Below are 16,433 nucleotides of genomic sequence, written 5' to 3'. Positions count from 1 at the left end.
GGGTCTGGAGCACGGCAAGGAAACGGAATCACCTCGGATGGATTAGAAGCCCATGCCGGGGATCATGCGTCAAGGATGGGGCAAAGGCAAACGCTTCCGGGCGTTTAGCCGGTGGCGAAAACACGCTTCGGCCGGAACTCGCCCTCGGCGATCTCGCCGATGGCAACCAGCTTGCCGCGTGCCGTCGCATAGGCTTCAGGCGTCGCAAGCGGGGCATCGCGGCCGCGCAGAATGATCGGGTTGCCCATTCTCAGGCGATGCGCCTGATCGTCGTTGACGGCGACATGCGGCAGGTTGGAAAGCGCTTCGCCGGTTTCGATCAGATACGCGTCGAGCGCAGCAAGGCGGTCCTCGTCGCTCTCGATTTTTTCCAGCGCCACCAGATCGGCGAGCGGCACCATATCCTCTTCGCCAAACGGCGCGACGAAGGTGCGGCGCAACGAGGCGATATGGCCGAAACAGCCGAGGTCGCGCCCCATGTCGCGGGCGAGCGAGCGCACATAGGTGCCCTTGCCGCATTCGATTTCGAAATGCGCGAGATTGGGGGTGGCCCCCAGGAGCGTCAGGCGGTGTACCTCGACCTCGCGGGCCGGGATCTCGACCGTCTCGCCGTCGCGGGCGAGATCGTAGGCGCGCTCGCCGTCGATCTTGATCGCCGAGAATTGCGGCGGCACCTGGCTGATGACGCCGGTATACTTCGGCAGCAGCGCGCGGATCGCCTCTTCGTTCGGCCGTTCGCTCGACGAGTGCGTGACCTCGCCTTCGAGATCGTCGGTCGAGCGTTCCTCGCCCCAGGCAACGGTGAATTCGTAGATCTTGCGTCCGTCCATCACGTAGGGGACGGTCTTCGTCGCATCACCGAGCGCGATCGGCAGCATGCCGGAGGCCAACGGGTCGAGCGTGCCGGCATGGCCGGCCTTCTGGGCCTTGAACAGCCACTTGATCTTCGAGACGGCTTCGGTGGAGCCGAAGTCGAGCGGCTTGTCGAGGATCAGCCAGCCCGAAATCGGGCGGCCCTTGGGCTTACGCGGTTTGGACATGAAATCTACTATTCTTCGTCTTCGCTGGTCTGGTCGAGATCGCGGCTGACTTCCGGCGAGCGCAGGAGGGCGTCGATCTTCTTGTAGTTGTCGAAGCTCGTATCGTCGCGGAAACGAACGTCGGGCATGTATTTCATCTGCCGAAGCTGCGGGCCGAGGCGGCCGCGAATGTACTTGGCATTGCGGTTGAGCGCCTCGATGACTTCGGCATGATTGGGCACGCCGAGCGGCGTGACATAGGCCGTGGCGATCTTCAGGTCGGGCGACATGCGCACTTCCGAGATCGCGATGACGGTCTTTTCGATCACGGGATCGCGGACCTCGCCACGTTGCAGAACCTGGGTAATGGCGGCACGCACCTGTTCACCGACGCGCAGCATGCGCTGGGAGGGGGCAGAGGATGTGGCTTTGCTCATGGACGGTACCTCAAAAAAATGCGAGCGCCGAAGGATAACCCGGCGCCCGCATAATCTCTAATCGGACGGATCTTAAAGCGTCCGCGTGATGTGCTCGACGCGGAAGCACTCGATCGTATCGCCGGCGCGGATGTCTTCGTAGTTCTCGAAGGCCATGCCGCATTCCTGACCGACGTTGACTTCCGAGACCTCGTCCTTGAAGCGCTTGAGGGTCTTGAGCTTGCCTTCGTGGATAACGACGTTGTCGCGAACCAGACGGACGCCGACGCCACGCTCGACCTTGCCTTCGGTGACGCGGCAGCCCGCGACCTTGCCGACCTTGGTGATGTTGAACACCTCCAGGATCTCGGCGTTGCCGAGGAAGGTTTCGCGACGCTCCGGCGAGAGCAGACCCGACATCGCCGCCTTCACGTCATCCACCAGATCGTAGATGATGTTGTAGTAGCGGATCTCGATGCCGGCACGCTCGGCGGCCGAACGGGCCTGCGCGTTGGCGCGGACGTTGAAGCCGATGATCGCGGCATCCGACGCTTCGGCGAGCGAGATGTCGGACTCGGTGATACCACCGGCACCCGAATGCACGATGCGCGCACGCACTTCGTCGGTTCCGAGCTTTTCGAGAGCACCGGCGATCGCTTCGATCGAACCCTGCACGTCGCCCTTGATGACCAGCGGGAACTCCTTCAGACCAGAGGTCTGGAGCTGGCTCATCATCTGCTCGAGCGAACCGCGCGAGCCGGACTGGCGAGCAACCGCCTTCTCGCGGGCAAGCCGCTGGCGGTATTCGGAGATCTCGCGGGCGCGGCCTTCGTTTTCGACGACGGCGAACTTGTCACCGGCAGCCGGCGTGCCCGAAAGGCCGAGAACCTCGACCGGCATCGACGGACCAGCTTCCTTGACGTGTTCGCCCTTGTCATTGACGAGCGCGCGCACACGGCCCCACTGATCACCGGCAACGATGATCTGGCCGGGCTTCAGCGTGCCCTTCTGGACGAGGACGGTCGCAACCGCACCGCGGCCACGATCAAGCTCGGCTTCGACCACCGTACCTTCGGCCGTCCGGTTCGGATTGGCCTTGAGGTCGAGAATTTCGGCCTGAAGCAGGATCGCTTCCAGGAGCTTGTCGAGGTTGGTGCCGTTCTTCGCGGACACTTCCACGTCGAGAACTTCACCGCCCATGGATTCGACGAAGACTTCGTGCTGCAGCAGTTCGGTGCGAACCTTCTGCGCATTCGCCGTCGGCTTGTCGATCTTGTTGATCGCCACGATGATCGGAACGCCAGCCGCCTTGGCATGGTTGATCGATTCGATCGTCTGCGGCATCACGCTGTCGTCAGCGGCAACCACCAGGATCGCGATATCGGTCGCCTGGGCACCGCGGGCACGCATGGCGGTGAACGCCGCGTGGCCGGGGGTGTCGATGAAGGTGATCTTGTTGCCGTTCTGCTCGACCTGGTAGGCGCCGATGTGCTGGGTGATGCCACCGGCTTCGCCGGCCACCACGTTGGCATGGCGGATCGCATCGAGCAGCGAGGTCTTGCCGTGGTCGACGTGACCCATGATCGTAACGATCGGCGGACGCGGCAGCATCTCCTCTTCCGCATCCGAAACGTTGAAGATGCCCTCTTCGACGTCGGATTCCGAAACGCGCTTGACCGTGTGGCCGAATTCACCGGCGATGAGTTCTGCCATATCGGCGTCGATCAGATCGCCGGGCTTCATCATCTGACCTTCCTTCATCAGGTACTTGATGACGTCGACGGCGCGTTCGGACATGCGCTGCGACAGTTCCTGAATGGTGATGGTCTCCGGCAGGATGACTTCGCGCGAGATCTTCTCGCGGGTCTCCTGCATCTGGCTGCGCTTGAACTTCTCCTGGCGGCGACGCATGGCCGACAGCGAACGGCTGCGCTGGCCGCCGTCCTCGTCGACCGCAGCCGTCAGCGTCAGCTTGCCCTGGCGGCGGCCGTCGTCGCCCTTCGGGCGGGCCGGAACCTTGGCCGGTTCAGGACGCACGACCTTGCCGCGCGCCGGGCCGGCATTGCTGCGCGAGCCGCGATCATCGTCTTCGTCATCGCTGCGGCGACCACGGGCGGCAACGCCCGCAGGTGCCTGCGGTGCGGCAGCCGGTGCCGGACGCGGCGATTGCGGACGATTGTCGGGGCGACGCTCGGCGGCGGGCGCCGGTGCCGCGACCGCGGCAGCAGCCGGGCGCTCCGCGACCGGTTCGGCTGGCTTCTCGGCAACGGCGCGCGCAGCTTCTTCGGCGGCGCGGCGCTCGGCCTCTTCCTTCTCGCGAAGGATCCGTTCTTCTTCCTCGCGCTTGCGGCGGGCTTCGTCCTCGGCGCGGCGCTTGGCTTCCTCGGCATCGCGGATCTGGGCTTCGGCCAGGGCGCGACGACGGGCCTCCATCTCACCGGCGGAGAGATCGTTCAGGACGACGCCGACGCGCGGGCGGTTCTGCTCCTGGCGCGGCTGATGTGCCTGCGGCTGCGGCGCCGGACGGCCCGAAGGCTGCGGCTGCTGAGGGCGCTGCTCTGCCGGACGTGCGGCAGGAGCCGCGCTCACGGGCGTGATCGGGCGCTCGTCCTTGTGCCGATTGAAAGAAGTCGGGCGCTTTCTGGTCTCGACCACGACCGCTTTGGTGCGGCCGCGGCCCATGTCCTGACGCACCGTTCCCTGCTGAACCCCATGGGGCTTCAGGGTCAGCGTCTTCTTGCCTGCTACGCTGATGGTCTTGTCGTCTTTGTCGTCGGTCATTCCGTTCCGTTCCTAGCGATCAGGCCCGGATGCGTATCACCCGACCCCGTCTTCCAATTTGTCTCAAACAATACCCGCGATGCCGGCACTCGCCGGTGACGCGCGTCATTGCTGTGGCTTGCCAGCGCCGCCTTCGGCCCGGACCGGGACGGATCCTCGGTACTTTTCGAGCATGATTGCGCGCTTCACTACACCCTCACCCGCCTGCCCTGCAAGCGCTGCGGCATGGATAAAAGCATTACTTCCCAAAAGGCCCTCCATTTCCGCCCCGGTGAAGGGACGGAACGAAGGTATTTCTGTTTCGTCGTCGGCCACGAAGCTCATCGCCTTGCGGGCCTGGTCTATCTTGCGCACGCCGTCGGCCGCAGCATCGGCCGCATGGAACACGGCAAGCGCCGCAAGTCCGCGCACGGCCTGCTCCGTCTTCGTCGCGCCGGAGATGAACTGGGCGGCCTTGCGCGCCATGTTCATCATGCCGGCCAACTGCTCGGCGAGCAGCCGGTCGACCTCGTCGGCAAGCGTCGCGTCGGCCTTGACGTCCGCCTTCAGGGCGCGGGCGAAGAACTTCTTCGCCACCGCCTTTTCGACGAGCGCCCGCTCGGCCTTCACCCAGCAGCCGCGTCCCGGAAGCTGCCGCTTCAGATCGGGAACGACGCGACCGTCGGGCCCGGCAACGAAGCGGATCAGTTCGTCGGGCGAACCGCTTTCACGGGTGACGATGCAGGTCCGCGTGCTGCCGTTCCGATCCTTCGGCCCCCTATCCGAGGGCAGGGCGTCGGCATCATCAGAGGCGATCATCGTCCTTAGGCGTCCTGCTCGGCGCCTTCGGCAACGTCGATCGGCTCTTCGCCTTCGGCCTCATCGCTTGCCAGATCCTCTTCCGTGATCCAGCCGGCCGCCAGACGGGCCTGAACGATCATGGCTTCGGCCTCGGCGCGCGAAACGTCGAACTTCGAGAAAGTGCCCTCGAAGCGCTTGGTCTCGCCGTCCTTGCGCTCGCTCCAGCCGACGAGATCGTCGGCGGCGCAACCGGCAAAGTCCTCGATCGTCTTGATGCCTTCCTCGCCCAGCGCAACGAGCATCTGGCTCGTCAGGCCGTCGATCGAGCGCAGTTCGTCGGCAACGCCGAGCTCCCTGCGCTTGGCATCCATTTCCGCTTCGAGCTTGTCGAGGTACTCGCGCGCACGGGTCTGGATTTCGGTTGCGGTCTCCTCGTCGAAGCCGTCGATCGACGAGATTTCGTCGAGATCGACATAGGCAAGCTCCTCGACGGCGGCAAAGCCTTCGGAAGCCAGAACCTGGCCGACCATTTCGTCAACGTCGAGCGCTTCCATGAAGAGGTTGGTGCGCTCGGTGAATTCCTTCTGGCGACGCTCGCTCTCTTCCTGCTCGGTGAGGATGTCGATGTCCCAGCCGGTCAGCTGCGACGCGAGGCGAACGTTCTGGCCGCGACGGCCGATGGCGAGCGAAAGCTGCTCGTCCGGAACGACCACTTCGATGCGCTCGGCATCTTCGTCGAGAACGACCTTGGCCACTTCCGCCGGCTGCAGCGCATTGACGATGAACGACGCCGGATCCTGCGACCACGGAATGATGTCGATCTTTTCGCCCTGCAGTTCGCCGACGACCGCCTGAACGCGCGAGCCGCGCATACCGACGCAGGCGCCGACCGGGTCGATCGACGAGTCGTTCGAGACCACCGCGATCTTGGCGCGCGAACCCGGATCACGGGCAACCGACTTGATCTGGATGATGCCGTCGTAGATCTCGGGCACTTCCATGGTGAAGAGCTTCACCATGAACTGCGGATGGGTACGTGACAGGAAGATCTGCGGGCCGCGCTGCTCGCGGCGAACGTCGTAGACGAAGGCGCGGACGCGGTCGCCGTAGCGCATATTTTCGCGCGGGATCATCTCGTCGCGGCGGATGATGCCTTCGCCACGACCGAGGTCGACGATGACGTTGCCGTATTCGACGCGCTTGACCGTGCCGTTGACGATTTCGCCGACGCGATCCTTGAACTCGTCGTACTGGCGATCACGCTCGGCTTCACGGACCTTCTGCACGATGACCTGCTTGGCCGACTGGGCGGCGATACGGCCGAAGTCCATCGGCGGCAGCGGATCGGCGATGAAATCGCCGAGCTTGGCATCCGGATTGCGATCGCGAGCAAGCTCGAGCGGAATCTGAGTGGAATAGTCGTCAGCCTTCTCGACGACTTCCAGGAGTCGCTGCAGGCGGATTTCACCGGTCTTCGAGTTGATGTCGGCGCGGATGTTCGATTCCGACCCATAGCGCGAGCGGGCGGCCTTCTGGATCGCATCGGCCATTGCGGCCAGAACGATCTCGCGGTCGATCACCTTTTCACGCGCGACGGCATCCGCGATCTGCAGAAGCTCGAGCCGGTTAGCACTGACTGCCATGTCTTGTCTCCGTTTGGGTTGCAGGGGGCTTCACGCTCCGCCCGACTTATTCCTCAATAGGTGAATCTTCGTCTTCGAAATTCTCGTTCGCGGCGCGCGCAGCCTTCGCCTTCTTGTCGGCCGTCAGCGCATCGCGGATCAGATCGTCGGTCAGGATCAGCCGCGCTTCGGAAAGCGTGGTGAACGGGATGACGACGACAGGTTCCTCGCCGTACGCGGGCTGGTCGCGCTCGAGCCGGAAACCATCGTCGTCGACGGAAACGATCTTGCCGCGGAACCGCTTGCGGCCATCGACCAGAACCGACGTCTCGCATTTCAACAGGTGACCCTGCCAGCGGAAGAAGTCGGACTTGCGCACCATCGGGCGGTCGATGCCCGGCGACGACACTTCGAGATGATACGCCTTGTCGATCGGATCTTCCACATCGAGCACCGGCGAAATGGCCTTGGAGATCTCTTCGCAGTCCTCGACGGTCATGGTGCCGTCGTTGCGCTCGGCCATGATCTGCAGCGTCAGCCCGTTCTGGCCGGACATGCGCACGCGCACCAGGCGGTAGCCCATCGGCACGATGACCGGCTCGATGATATCGGCAATGCGCTGGTCGAGACCGGTTTCGGTAATCAGGCGCGGTTCATTTGCATTTTCAGCCGTTGTCGTATCGGACAAACGATCATCTCCTCATCGGACCGGCTAATAAAAAAGAGCGGGTCCTGACGGGCCCACTCTTCATCTACCGATCAAGAATTTGAGGCTCATATACGCTTCATCGCCGCAAATTGCAAGGCGTTGGGCCGTCGGTTCCAAATGCCTCGATCCGCGCGCAGCCAAAGATCGTCGACAACAAGGTCAGTTTCAGCGGGTGGCACTTCGCGTCCTCCGGCCTATAACAGGAATCGAACTGCTTCGAGACGACAATCAAGGACAAGAGAGACGACGAGGTGCCCCACCGTATTTCGCCGCTTGCACCCTTCAAGCACGACATCTTCCGCGCAATCTGGATTGCGAGCCTCGCATCCAACTTCGGCGGCCTCATCCAATCGGTCGGCGCCGCCTGGCTGATGACCTCGATCTCCTCATCGGCGAACATGGTGGCGCTGGTGCAGGCATCGACCTCGCTGCCGATCATGCTCTTCTCGCTCGTCTCGGGCGCGCTTGCCGACAATTTCGATCGGCGGCGGATCATGCTGGTGGCGCAATGTTTCATGCTGTTCGTCTCGGCGCTCCTGACGATCTGTGCCTATGTCGGGCTGATCACGCCCTGGCTGCTTTTGCTCTTCACCTTCCTCATCGGCTGCGGCACGGCGCTCAACAACCCATCCTGGCAGGCCTCGGTCGGCGACATGGTCCCGCGTGACGATCTGCCGGCGGCCGTGGCGCTGAACAGCATGGGCTTCAACATCACCCGCAGCGTCGGCCCCGCCATCGGTGGCGCGATCGTCGCCGCGGCCGGTGCTGCGGCCGCCTTCTTCGCCAACACGCTCAGCTATTTCGCGATCCTTTTCGCGCTGCTGCGCTGGCGACGGGAGGTACCGGCCAACACCCTGCCGCGCGAGACGCTGGGCCGCGCCATATCCGCGGGCCTGCGCTATGTCGCCATGTCGCCCAACATCGGCAAGGTGCTGCTGCGCGGCTTCCTCTTCGGCCTGTCGGCAAGCGCGATCCTCGCACTCCTGCCGCTCGTCGCTCGCGACCTCGTTCAAGGCGGGCCGTTCACCTACGGCCTGATGCTCGGCGCCTTCGGCCTCGGCGCGATCGGCGGGGCGCTGCTCAGCGCGCGCCTGCGAGAGAAGCTCACGAGCGAAGCGATCGTACGCATCGCCTTCACCGGTTTTGCCGCCAGCGCCGTGATCACGGCGATCAGCACCTATGCGTGGCTGAGCTGTCTCGTGCTGCTCGTCTCCGGTGCCTGCTGGGTGCTGGCGCTGTCGCTCTTCAACACCACCGTGCAGCTTTCGACGCCGCGCTGGGTCGTCGGCCGGGCACTGTCGCTCTACCAGACGATGACCTTCGGCGGCATTGCCGGCGGCAGCTGGCTCTGGGGCACGACCGCCGAACAATACGGCGCCGCCAACGCGCTGATGGGCTCCTGCCTGCTGATGTTCGCTGGCGTCGTGGTCGGCTTCCGGCTGCCGTTACCGGAATTCACTTCGCTGAACCTCGATCCACTCAACCGCTTCATGGAGCCGCCGCTCGAGCTGGATCTGAAGCCGCGCAGCGGCCCGATCGTCATCATGATCGACTACGAGATTGCCGATGACGACATCCCGGAATTCCTGACGACCATGGCGGAACGCCGGCGTATCCGCATCCGTGACGGCGCGGGACATTGGGCGCTGATGCGCGACCTCGAAAACCCGACCACCTGGACCGAGACCTACCACGTGCCGACCTGGGTCGAATATGTGCGCCACAACCAGCGCCGCACCCAGGCCGACGCCGCCGTCGGCGACAAGCTGACGGCGCTGCACAGCGGCGCGGCACCACCGCGGGTTCACCGGATGATCGAGCGCCAGACAATCGTGCCGACCCACTACGAGCGCTACAAGCGCCAGGTCAATGTCGATATGCACTGACAGGTTCGCCAGCGCCTGCAACGAGATCGACGGAGACAAGAGAAAGAGGCCTTGCGACGCAGGGCCTCTTTCGTGTCGGCGGCAGTTCCGCGGCTGGAATGACTTAGCGCAGCTTCGACTTCAGCGAAGCATCGGGGAAGCAGGTCGCGGCAAGGCCGCTCTTCGCCTGCCAGTCGCCGAGCGAACGACGGGTCTTGTAGCCGGGAAGACCGTCGACCTTGCCGACATCATATCCCTTGGCAACGAGCGCCTTCTGCATGGCGAGAACGTCCGAGCGCAGCATGTTGCCGACGTCGCCCCAATTGCCACGGAAGGCTCCGCCGCCGGTGGCTATGCGGTCGGCGAGGTTGCCGATGAACAGCGCGTAGAGGTCGGAGTTGTTGTACTCCTTGAGCACGTAGAAGTTCGGCGTGACGATGAATTCCGGCCCGTGCCGGCCTGCCGGCACCAGCATCATCGAGGATGCCGAAAGCTCGTGCGACGGGAACCCCTTGCCGGAGATCCGCGTGATGCCCTTGTCGGCCCAGTCCGAGATCGGCCGGGCAAGGTCCGGCCCTTCCTGCGCGCAGGAAACGGCTTCGGGGATCGACACTTCAAAACCCCAGTCCCGGCCGCGCTGCCAGCCCTTCTTGACGAGATAGTTGGCGATCGAGGCCAGGCTGTCCGGCACCGAATTCCAGATGTCGCGGCGACCGTCGCCGTCGAAATCGACGGCATATTGCAGGAAGCTCGACGGCATGAACTGCGGCTGGCCCATGGCGCCGGCCCAGGAGCCGCGCATTGCGGCCTCGTCGACGTCGCCGCTATCGAGAATATGCAGCGCCGCGATCAGTTCACGCCGGAAGAGGTCGGGCCGCGTCGACATGAAGGCCTTGGTCGCCAAGACATCGACGACCGGATAGGGGATCTTGGCACGACCGAAGCCGGATTCGCGGCCCCAGATCGCCACGACCACCGAGGCCGGGACGCCATAGGTGCGCTCGATCTTCTTCAGGGTCGAGGCATGGGTGGAGGCAAGGCTGCGGCCGGTCGCCGCGAGACCCTGCAGGCGCTTTTCCGAAAAGTAGCTGCCGGGCGAGGAGAACTCCGCTTGGCTCTGCTTCTGCTCCTTCGGCTTCGGAAAACCGGGCGGCGCCAGATCCGGCAGATCCCAATTGAGCTTCACCTCGGAAAACGCCGCCTTGAACGAGCCGGCGGAAATGCCTGCCTGCTTCGCTTCCGGCCAGAGGTCGTTCTGCAGCCAGGTGCGGAATTGAGCTTCAACATCCGCCTTGGTGACGGCGTGAGCGGGAAGGCAAAGGGCAAGGAACGCGGCGACGGCCGCGACGAGGCGCGCGGGGCGCTTACCCCCCTCTGCCCTGCCGGGCATCTCCCCCACAAGGGGGGAGATTGACGGACGGCAACCGCTTTGGTTTGCGGGAAGACTCGCGTCTGTGGAACCCACGTTGTCGAATTGAGCGCTCGCTCCAACCTGATCTCCCCCCCTGTGGAGGAGATGCCCGGCAGGGCAGAGGGGGGTGGCGGCTCGTGCACGACTGGCAAAAAGTGAGCGAACAAGAGATTCCAAACGCATCTGCATCCCTTCAGATCGACGTGCGGGCGCGAAGTGCTGCCGCCAGCGTGCCTTCGTCGAGATAATCGAGCTCGCCGCCGACAGGTACGCCATGGGCGAGCCGGGTGATCTTCACTTCCATGCCCTCGAGCTGGTCGGTGATGTAGTGCGCCGTGGTCTGACCCTCGACCGTCGCATTGACGGCGATGATCAGTTCGCGAACGCCGCCATTGGCGACGCGCTGAACGAGCCCCTTGATGTTGAGATCGTCAGGGCCGACGCCGTCGAGCGGCGAAAGCGTGCCGCCGAGCACATGGTAGGCGGCATTCATCGCCCCCGCACGTTCCAGTGCCCAGAGATCGGACACGTCCTCGACGACGATGATTACCGACCGGTCGCGACGCTCGTCGGAGCAGACGGTGCAGGGATCGATCGTATCGACATTGCCGCAGCAGGAGCAGATCCGGACCTTGCGGTGCGCCTCGCCCATCGCATCGGCGAGCGGGCCCAGCAACTGGTCCTTCTTCTTGACGAGATGGAGGGCGGCGCGCCGGGCCGAACGCGGCCCGAGCCCCGGGACCTTTGCCAGCAGCTGGATCAGTTTTTCGATTTCGGGGCCGGTGACTCGTTTTGCCATGCCGCGCTTTTAGCTCATATCGCGTGCGAACGGAATCGTCTTCGCAGTGTGGTGATGCGATGCCAGCAGCCCCAGCGTGCAGCGATCACCGGCGATCGTTGCCGCGCTCGTGCAGACGCACGGCCAGGCGGCCCTTTGAGGAAGGGACGCAAGGCCAGTGCCCTCTTTCGGTCGGCGGGTCAGAAACCACGAATCGGCGTGCACTCGGGCCTGGTACAATCTATTGTTGATGGCAGCAGATGGAGGCTACGATGACCGATACGCCTTTCCGCTATGCCGCGCCGAGCGATGAATGCGACCTGATCATGAAAGGTGGCATCACATCAGGAGTCGTCTTTCCCCGCGCGATCACTGAGCTCGCGACGCGCTATCGCTTCATGCATATCGGCGGCACGTCCGCCGGCGCCATCGCCGCTGTCATGACGGCCGCCGCCGAATACCGGCGCCAGAGCGCGGCCGCGCCCGAGGAAAAGAACGCCGGCTTCGCGCTCATCGATGCGATGCCGGCGGAGCTTGCCGCCAACCTCCCCACCTTCTTCCAGCCGTCGCCGGAAACTGCGCCGCTGTTTCACATCGGCATGGCGATGGTACGGACGAAACGGAGCAAGGCAGCGGCCGTGGCCCTCGAGGCTGTCAAGGTGTTTCATCTGTCGCTGCTGCTCGCCGTCCTTCCCGGTCTCGCGCTATTCGTCGCAGGCGTCGCAGCCGCCAACCTCGCGCTCGGCATTCTCGGGGTGCTCATCGCGCTCATCGGCGCGATCGCACAGCTCGCCTACCAACTCTATCGCGCGGTCGCCGTCGTGCTGCCGGCCAATGACTTCGGCCTCTGCAGTGGCCTGACGCAACCGGGCAGCGACAAGCCGGCCTTCACCAACTGGATCACCGAACGGATCGAAGCGATTGCCGGCTCCGTGCGGCCGGACGGGGAAGCCCGACCTCTGACCATTGGCGACCTCGAACGCTACGACATCACGCTGAAGAGCGTCACGACCGACCTCTCCTCGCGCCGCCCTTATGAACTGCCCTTCGGCGATCGGGTGCACAATTACCGTAGGTCGGAATTCGAGAAGCTGTTTCCCCCGTCCGTGATGAGCTACCTCATCAAGGAGAGCAAACCCCGGGACATCGCCGCCGCGGACGGAACGCGGGATTTCTACCAATTGCCGCCGGCAAGCAAGCTGCCGGTGGCGATCATCGCCCGCATGAGCCTCAGCTTCCCAGGGTTGATCCGCGCCGTGCCGCTCCATCGCTTCGACTATTCGCTCCGGGCGGCCACCCGGCGCGACCCGTCGACCCATATCCGCTGCCTGTTCTCGGATGGTGGCATCACCAGCAACTTTCCGATCCACATGTTCGACGGACTGCTGCCCGGTCGGCCGACCTTCGGCATCTCGCTCACCAGCTACGATGCGAGGCGCCACGGAGAGGACGAGGATGGTTCGGGCGGCAGCCGCGTTCACCTGCCGCGGCGGACCGCCGAGGGCAAGGCAACGCCGGTCTATCCGATCGAGGGGCTCTTCGCTTTCGTCGGCGCGATCCTCGACACGGCCCGTAACTGGCAGGACACGTTGCAAAGCCAGTTGCATGGCTACAGCGAACGGATCGTCGAAGTGAGGCTCGATGACGCCAAGGAAGGCGGTCTCAACCTCGACATGAATGCGGAGACGGTGAATTTCTTGAGCAGGCTCGGCGACAAGGCAGGCGCCGTGGTGCTGACGAATTTCGACTTCAACGAACACCGATGGCGCCGGGCGATGACGATGCTGCCGACGCTCGCCGAGCAGTTGCGCAAGCTCTCCAATCGCTACATGGAGCCGGCGACGGAGCACAGGATCGACTATCCGGCGATCCTTACCGAATACGATCCGACCGGCCTCGTCGGAGTCTCGAAGGCCGATCGCGTGGCGCTTGATGAACTCACCCGGAAGCTCGCAGCGCTCGGCGCCGAACTCGACCGGCGTCCGATCCCGCCGGCATCGAGCCAGAAGGTGGACCTCAGGATTACCGCCAGCATGGATACCAATCCGCGCGGCGCGAACCCGCCACGACCGGACACTCCGCCGAGCCCTGATCCATGAACGGGACGAGGAAAAAGTGAGTGCGGTTTTCTTCCCGCATCCCGCTCGAAGCCGTTGGAATCGATCAGAACGGCAGCTTCATGCCGGGCGGGATCGGTAGGCCGGCGGTCAGCTCGCGGGTCTTTTCCGCCTGGAGGGCTTCGGCCTTGTCCTTGGCGTCCTTGTGGGCGGCAACGACCAGGTCTTCGAGGATCTCGACATCATCTTCCTTGAAGAGCGAGGGGTCGATCTTCAGGCTCTTGAGGGTGCCCTTGCCGTCGAGGCGAACGGTCACCAGACCACCGCCGGAAGTGCCGTCGACTTCGATTGCGGCGATCTCCGCCTGCATCTTCTCCATCTTGGCCTGCATTTCCTTGACCTTGCCCATCATCCCCATGATGTCGCGCATCGTCGTCTCCTGTTGTTCTGTTTCTACTCGCAGACGGGACTATTCGATGTCGTCGCCAGGGACGATATCGCCATCGGCGGATTCGGCTGTCGCCGGAGCAACGCTCTCGGCCTCTTCCTCGACCGTGCGAATGCGCACGTCGGTGATCTTTGCGCCCGGGAACCGGGCAAGAATTGCGGCAACGTCCGGATCCTGGCGCGCGTCGTTGACGCGCTGCTCCTGCGCCCGCTGCTCGGCCTCGATCAACGTCGGCTCGCCCGGCTCGCGGCTGTAGCTGACGATCCAATGGATGCCGGTCCATTCCTTGAGCTTGACGGCCACCTCGCCGAGCAGCGTCTTCGGCGCGTCGTCGGAGACGTTGACGTCGAGACGACCGGGCTCGATATGCACGAGCCGCAGGAAGCCGCGCACCAGCGTCTTCAGCTTGATGTCGCGGTTCTTGGCACAAAGCTCGGCGATATCCGCGATCGAATTGACCGGCACCGACGGCTGGGGCTTGGCGGCCGCAACGGCCATCGGCCGTTCCTCGATACGGCCGACCGTGATCGGCTCAGATGCCGCATCCGGCACGGCGCGCAGCATCGTCGCGCCATTGCTCGTCGGGCGCTGCGCCGGCATCGCCTGGCTGGCCTGCGCCGAAACCGGGCCTGAGGCCGAGGCCTGCGCTCCGCCGCCACTGCCGCCGGCCGGTCCCGGGCGGGCACCGCCGCCTTCGCCACCGGAAAGCTCGAGCAGACGCCGCGCAGCCTCTTCCGGCGCCGGCAGATGTGCGGCATGCGCCAACCGGATCAGCACCATTTCGGCCGCACCCGCCGGGCGCGACGAACTTTCGGCTTCCGGGATGCCCTTCAGAAGCATCTGCCAGATGCGCGAGAGCGCCGTAACGGCGACGCTTTCGGCGAAGACGGCGCCGCGGGTGCGTTCGATCTCGCTCAGCGACTGATCGTTGACCGCATCCGGCACGTATTTCATGCGCGTCACGAGGTGGGTGAAATCGGCAAGGTCGGTCAGCACGACCGTCGGATTGGCGCCGGCCTCATACTGTGCGGTGAATTCCTGAAGCGCCGCAGCAGCGTCGCCTTTGACGATATGGTCGAAGAGATCGACGATACGGGCGCGATCGGCTAGGCCGAGCATGGAGCGCACGGTCTCGACCTCGACCGCGCCGCCGCCGTGCGCAATCGCCTGGTCGAGCAGCGACAGGCCGTCGCGCGCCGAGCCCTCGGCGGCACGCGCCACCATCGCGAGCGCCTCGGGATCGAAGGAAACGCCTTCCTTGCCGAGGATCGTCGAAAACAGGCCGACGAGATCGGAGGCGCTGATGCGGCGCAGGTCGAAGCGCTGGCAGCGCGACAGGACCGTGATCGGGACTTTTCGGATTTCGGTGGTGGCGAAGATGAACTTCACATGCTCCGGCGGCTCTTCGAGTGTCTTCAACAGGCCGTTGAAGGCCTGGGTTGAGAGCATGTGCACTTCGTCGATGATGTAGACCTTGTAGCGCGCCGAAACCGGGCGGTAGCGCACCTGCTCGATGATCTCTCTGATGTCATCGATACCGGTGTGCGAGGCGGCGTCCATTTCGATGACGTCGACATGGCGGCCGTCCATGATCGCCTGGCAATGCTCGCCCGGCACACGCAGGTCGATCGTCGGCCTGTCGGTGTCCGATGTCTTGTAGTTCAGCGCGCGGGCGAGGATGCGGGCGGTGGTGGTCTTGCCGACCCCGCGCACCCCGGTCAGCATGTAGGCCTGCGCGATGCGCCCCGTTTCAAAAGCGTTGGTGAGCGTGCGCACCATCGGCTCCTGGCCGACCATCAGGTCGGAGAAATCCTTGGGGCGGTACTTGCGCGCCAGAACACGGTAGGCGGCCGGTTTCTCAACGGATGAAATGGACGTGTCGTCGCTCATCGACCCTGCCGCTGTTCGAACTCTTGTCCCGACAGGACGGAAAAGGTGGGAGGCTGGCACGATGACCCGTGCCGGGGCTCGTTAGGGCTGCTTCCTTCCGGACCTGACCCGGTTGGCGAGTGGCTCGTCCACCACCAACCTCCCGGCTTCCATATCGGCAATATCGAAAGCAAATGCAAGCCAAGCCATCAAAAAACTGATATCGATATGCAAAACAAGGCGAATCCGTTGTGTTTGCCCGAGGAGAATGCGTTGGCGACCTTCACCCTTGACGACCGGCTCGAACGCGACGGCATCCCGATCGCCTCGATCGGCCTTTGCCAGATGCGGCTGATGAACGACCGCCGCTGGCCCTGGCTCGTGCTCATTCCGCAGCGTGAAGGCATTTCGGAAATTTTCGACCTGACCCCGCTCGACCAGACGATGCTGACCTTCGAGACGACGACGGCGGCAACCGCCCTCAAGAAGGTCACCGGCGCCGAAAAGATCAATATCGGCGCCTTGGGCAATATCGTCCGGCAGCTACATGTGCATATCATTGCCCGCAACGACGGCGACCCGAACTGGCCGGGGCCAGTCTGGGGCTTCGGCAAGTCGGAGCCGTGGGACGAGAAAGAACATCAGGCCTTCGCAGCGCGCATTCTGGAAAACCTCTGA

General features: G+C 64.2%; 13 protein-coding genes and 1 other RNA gene. 3 read left to right on the top strand and 11 right to left on the bottom strand.

From position 1 onward, the window contains the following. Positions 1 to 104 precede the first annotated feature (104 nt). The 6 genes from truB to rimP form a co-directional block, all read right to left on the bottom strand. Positions 105 to 1,040, bottom strand: a complete 936-nt coding sequence (truB, locus tag BHMPCIPO_RS01715; protein ID WP_173515169.1) for a tRNA pseudouridine(55) synthase TruB — start codon at positions 1,038 to 1,040, stop codon at positions 105 to 107. Positions 1,041 to 1,048: 8 nt separating this feature from the next. Further along, positions 1,049 to 1,456, bottom strand: a complete 408-nt coding sequence (gene rbfA, locus BHMPCIPO_RS01710; RefSeq protein ID WP_173515168.1) for a 30S ribosome-binding factor RbfA — start codon at positions 1,454 to 1,456, stop codon at positions 1,049 to 1,051. A 72-nt stretch (positions 1,457 to 1,528) separates the two neighbouring features. Further along, positions 1,529 to 4,216: a translation initiation factor IF-2 gene (infB, locus tag BHMPCIPO_RS01705; protein ID WP_173515167.1), complete on the bottom strand. Its 2,688-nt coding sequence runs from the start codon at positions 4,214 to 4,216 to the stop codon at positions 1,529 to 1,531. Positions 4,217 to 4,321: 105 nt separating this feature from the next. Next, positions 4,322 to 5,014 (bottom strand): RNA-binding protein, encoded by a 693-nt coding sequence (locus tag BHMPCIPO_RS01700; RefSeq protein ID WP_173515166.1) that lies wholly within the window; start codon positions 5,012 to 5,014, stop codon positions 4,322 to 4,324. A gap of 5 nt (positions 5,015 to 5,019) precedes the next feature. Next, positions 5,020 to 6,639, bottom strand: a complete 1,620-nt coding sequence (gene nusA, locus BHMPCIPO_RS01695) for a transcription termination factor NusA (protein WP_173515165.1) — start codon at positions 6,637 to 6,639, stop codon at positions 5,020 to 5,022. Positions 6,640 to 6,685: 46 nt separating this feature from the next. After that, positions 6,686 to 7,306 carry a ribosome maturation factor RimP gene (rimP, locus tag BHMPCIPO_RS01690; protein WP_173515164.1) on the bottom strand — a complete coding sequence of 207 codons (621 nt, stop codon included), beginning with the start codon at positions 7,304 to 7,306 and terminating at the stop codon, positions 6,686 to 6,688. 272 nt (positions 7,307 to 7,578) lie between these two features. Here rimP and BHMPCIPO_RS01685 point away from each other — a divergent pair, with 272 nt between their 5' ends. After that, on the top strand, positions 7,579 to 9,213 hold the full coding sequence (locus BHMPCIPO_RS01685) for an MFS transporter (protein WP_173515163.1): 1,635 nt from the start codon (positions 7,579 to 7,581) through the stop codon (positions 9,211 to 9,213). A 103-nt stretch (positions 9,214 to 9,316) separates the two neighbouring features. Here BHMPCIPO_RS01685 and BHMPCIPO_RS01680 read toward each other — a convergent pair whose 3' ends face one another. After that, positions 9,317 to 10,582, bottom strand: a complete 1,266-nt coding sequence (locus BHMPCIPO_RS01680; RefSeq protein ID WP_173515162.1) for a lytic murein transglycosylase — start codon at positions 10,580 to 10,582, stop codon at positions 9,317 to 9,319. A gap of 214 nt (positions 10,583 to 10,796) precedes the next feature. Further along, the gene (gene recR / locus BHMPCIPO_RS01675) at positions 10,797 to 11,402 is read right to left on the bottom strand and encodes a recombination mediator RecR (RefSeq protein ID WP_173515161.1); all 606 of its coding nucleotides are present in this window, start codon (positions 11,400 to 11,402) and stop codon (positions 10,797 to 10,799) included. Positions 11,403 to 11,653: 251 nt separating this feature from the next. Between recR and BHMPCIPO_RS01670 the strand changes: the two genes are divergently transcribed. Continuing rightward, the gene (locus BHMPCIPO_RS01670) at positions 11,654 to 13,480 is read left to right on the top strand and encodes a patatin-like phospholipase domain-containing protein (RefSeq protein ID WP_173515160.1); all 1,827 of its coding nucleotides are present in this window, start codon (positions 11,654 to 11,656) and stop codon (positions 13,478 to 13,480) included. Positions 13,481 to 13,544: 64 nt separating this feature from the next. On the opposite strand, the gene BHMPCIPO_RS01665 is transcribed toward BHMPCIPO_RS01670, so the two are convergent. The 3 genes from BHMPCIPO_RS01665 to ffs all read right to left on the bottom strand — a co-directional run bounded on the left by BHMPCIPO_RS01665 (position 13,545) and on the right by ffs (position 15,919). Continuing rightward, the gene (locus tag BHMPCIPO_RS01665) at positions 13,545 to 13,868 is read right to left on the bottom strand and encodes a YbaB/EbfC family nucleoid-associated protein (protein WP_173515159.1); all 324 of its coding nucleotides are present in this window, start codon (positions 13,866 to 13,868) and stop codon (positions 13,545 to 13,547) included. Positions 13,869 to 13,907: 39 nt separating this feature from the next. Beyond that, positions 13,908 to 15,776 carry a DNA polymerase III subunit gamma/tau gene (locus BHMPCIPO_RS01660; RefSeq protein ID WP_173515158.1) on the bottom strand — a complete coding sequence of 623 codons (1,869 nt, stop codon included), beginning with the start codon at positions 15,774 to 15,776 and terminating at the stop codon, positions 13,908 to 13,910. Between the two features lie 45 nt (positions 15,777 to 15,821). Further along, positions 15,822 to 15,919, bottom strand: an RNA gene (ffs, locus tag BHMPCIPO_RS01655) — signal recognition particle sRNA small type. A gap of 64 nt (positions 15,920 to 15,983) precedes the next feature. Between ffs and BHMPCIPO_RS01650 the strand changes: the two genes are divergently transcribed. Next, positions 15,984 to 16,433, top strand: coding sequence for an HIT domain-containing protein (locus BHMPCIPO_RS01650; RefSeq protein WP_173515157.1), 450 nt, complete (start codon positions 15,984 to 15,986; stop codon positions 16,431 to 16,433).

Source organism: Ensifer sesbaniae (assembly GCF_013283665.1).
Lineage (GTDB): Bacteria > Pseudomonadota > Alphaproteobacteria > Rhizobiales > Rhizobiaceae > Ensifer > Ensifer sesbaniae.
The sequence above is the reverse complement of the archived record's forward strand: the minus strand, read 5'-3'. Positions and strand labels throughout refer to the sequence as shown.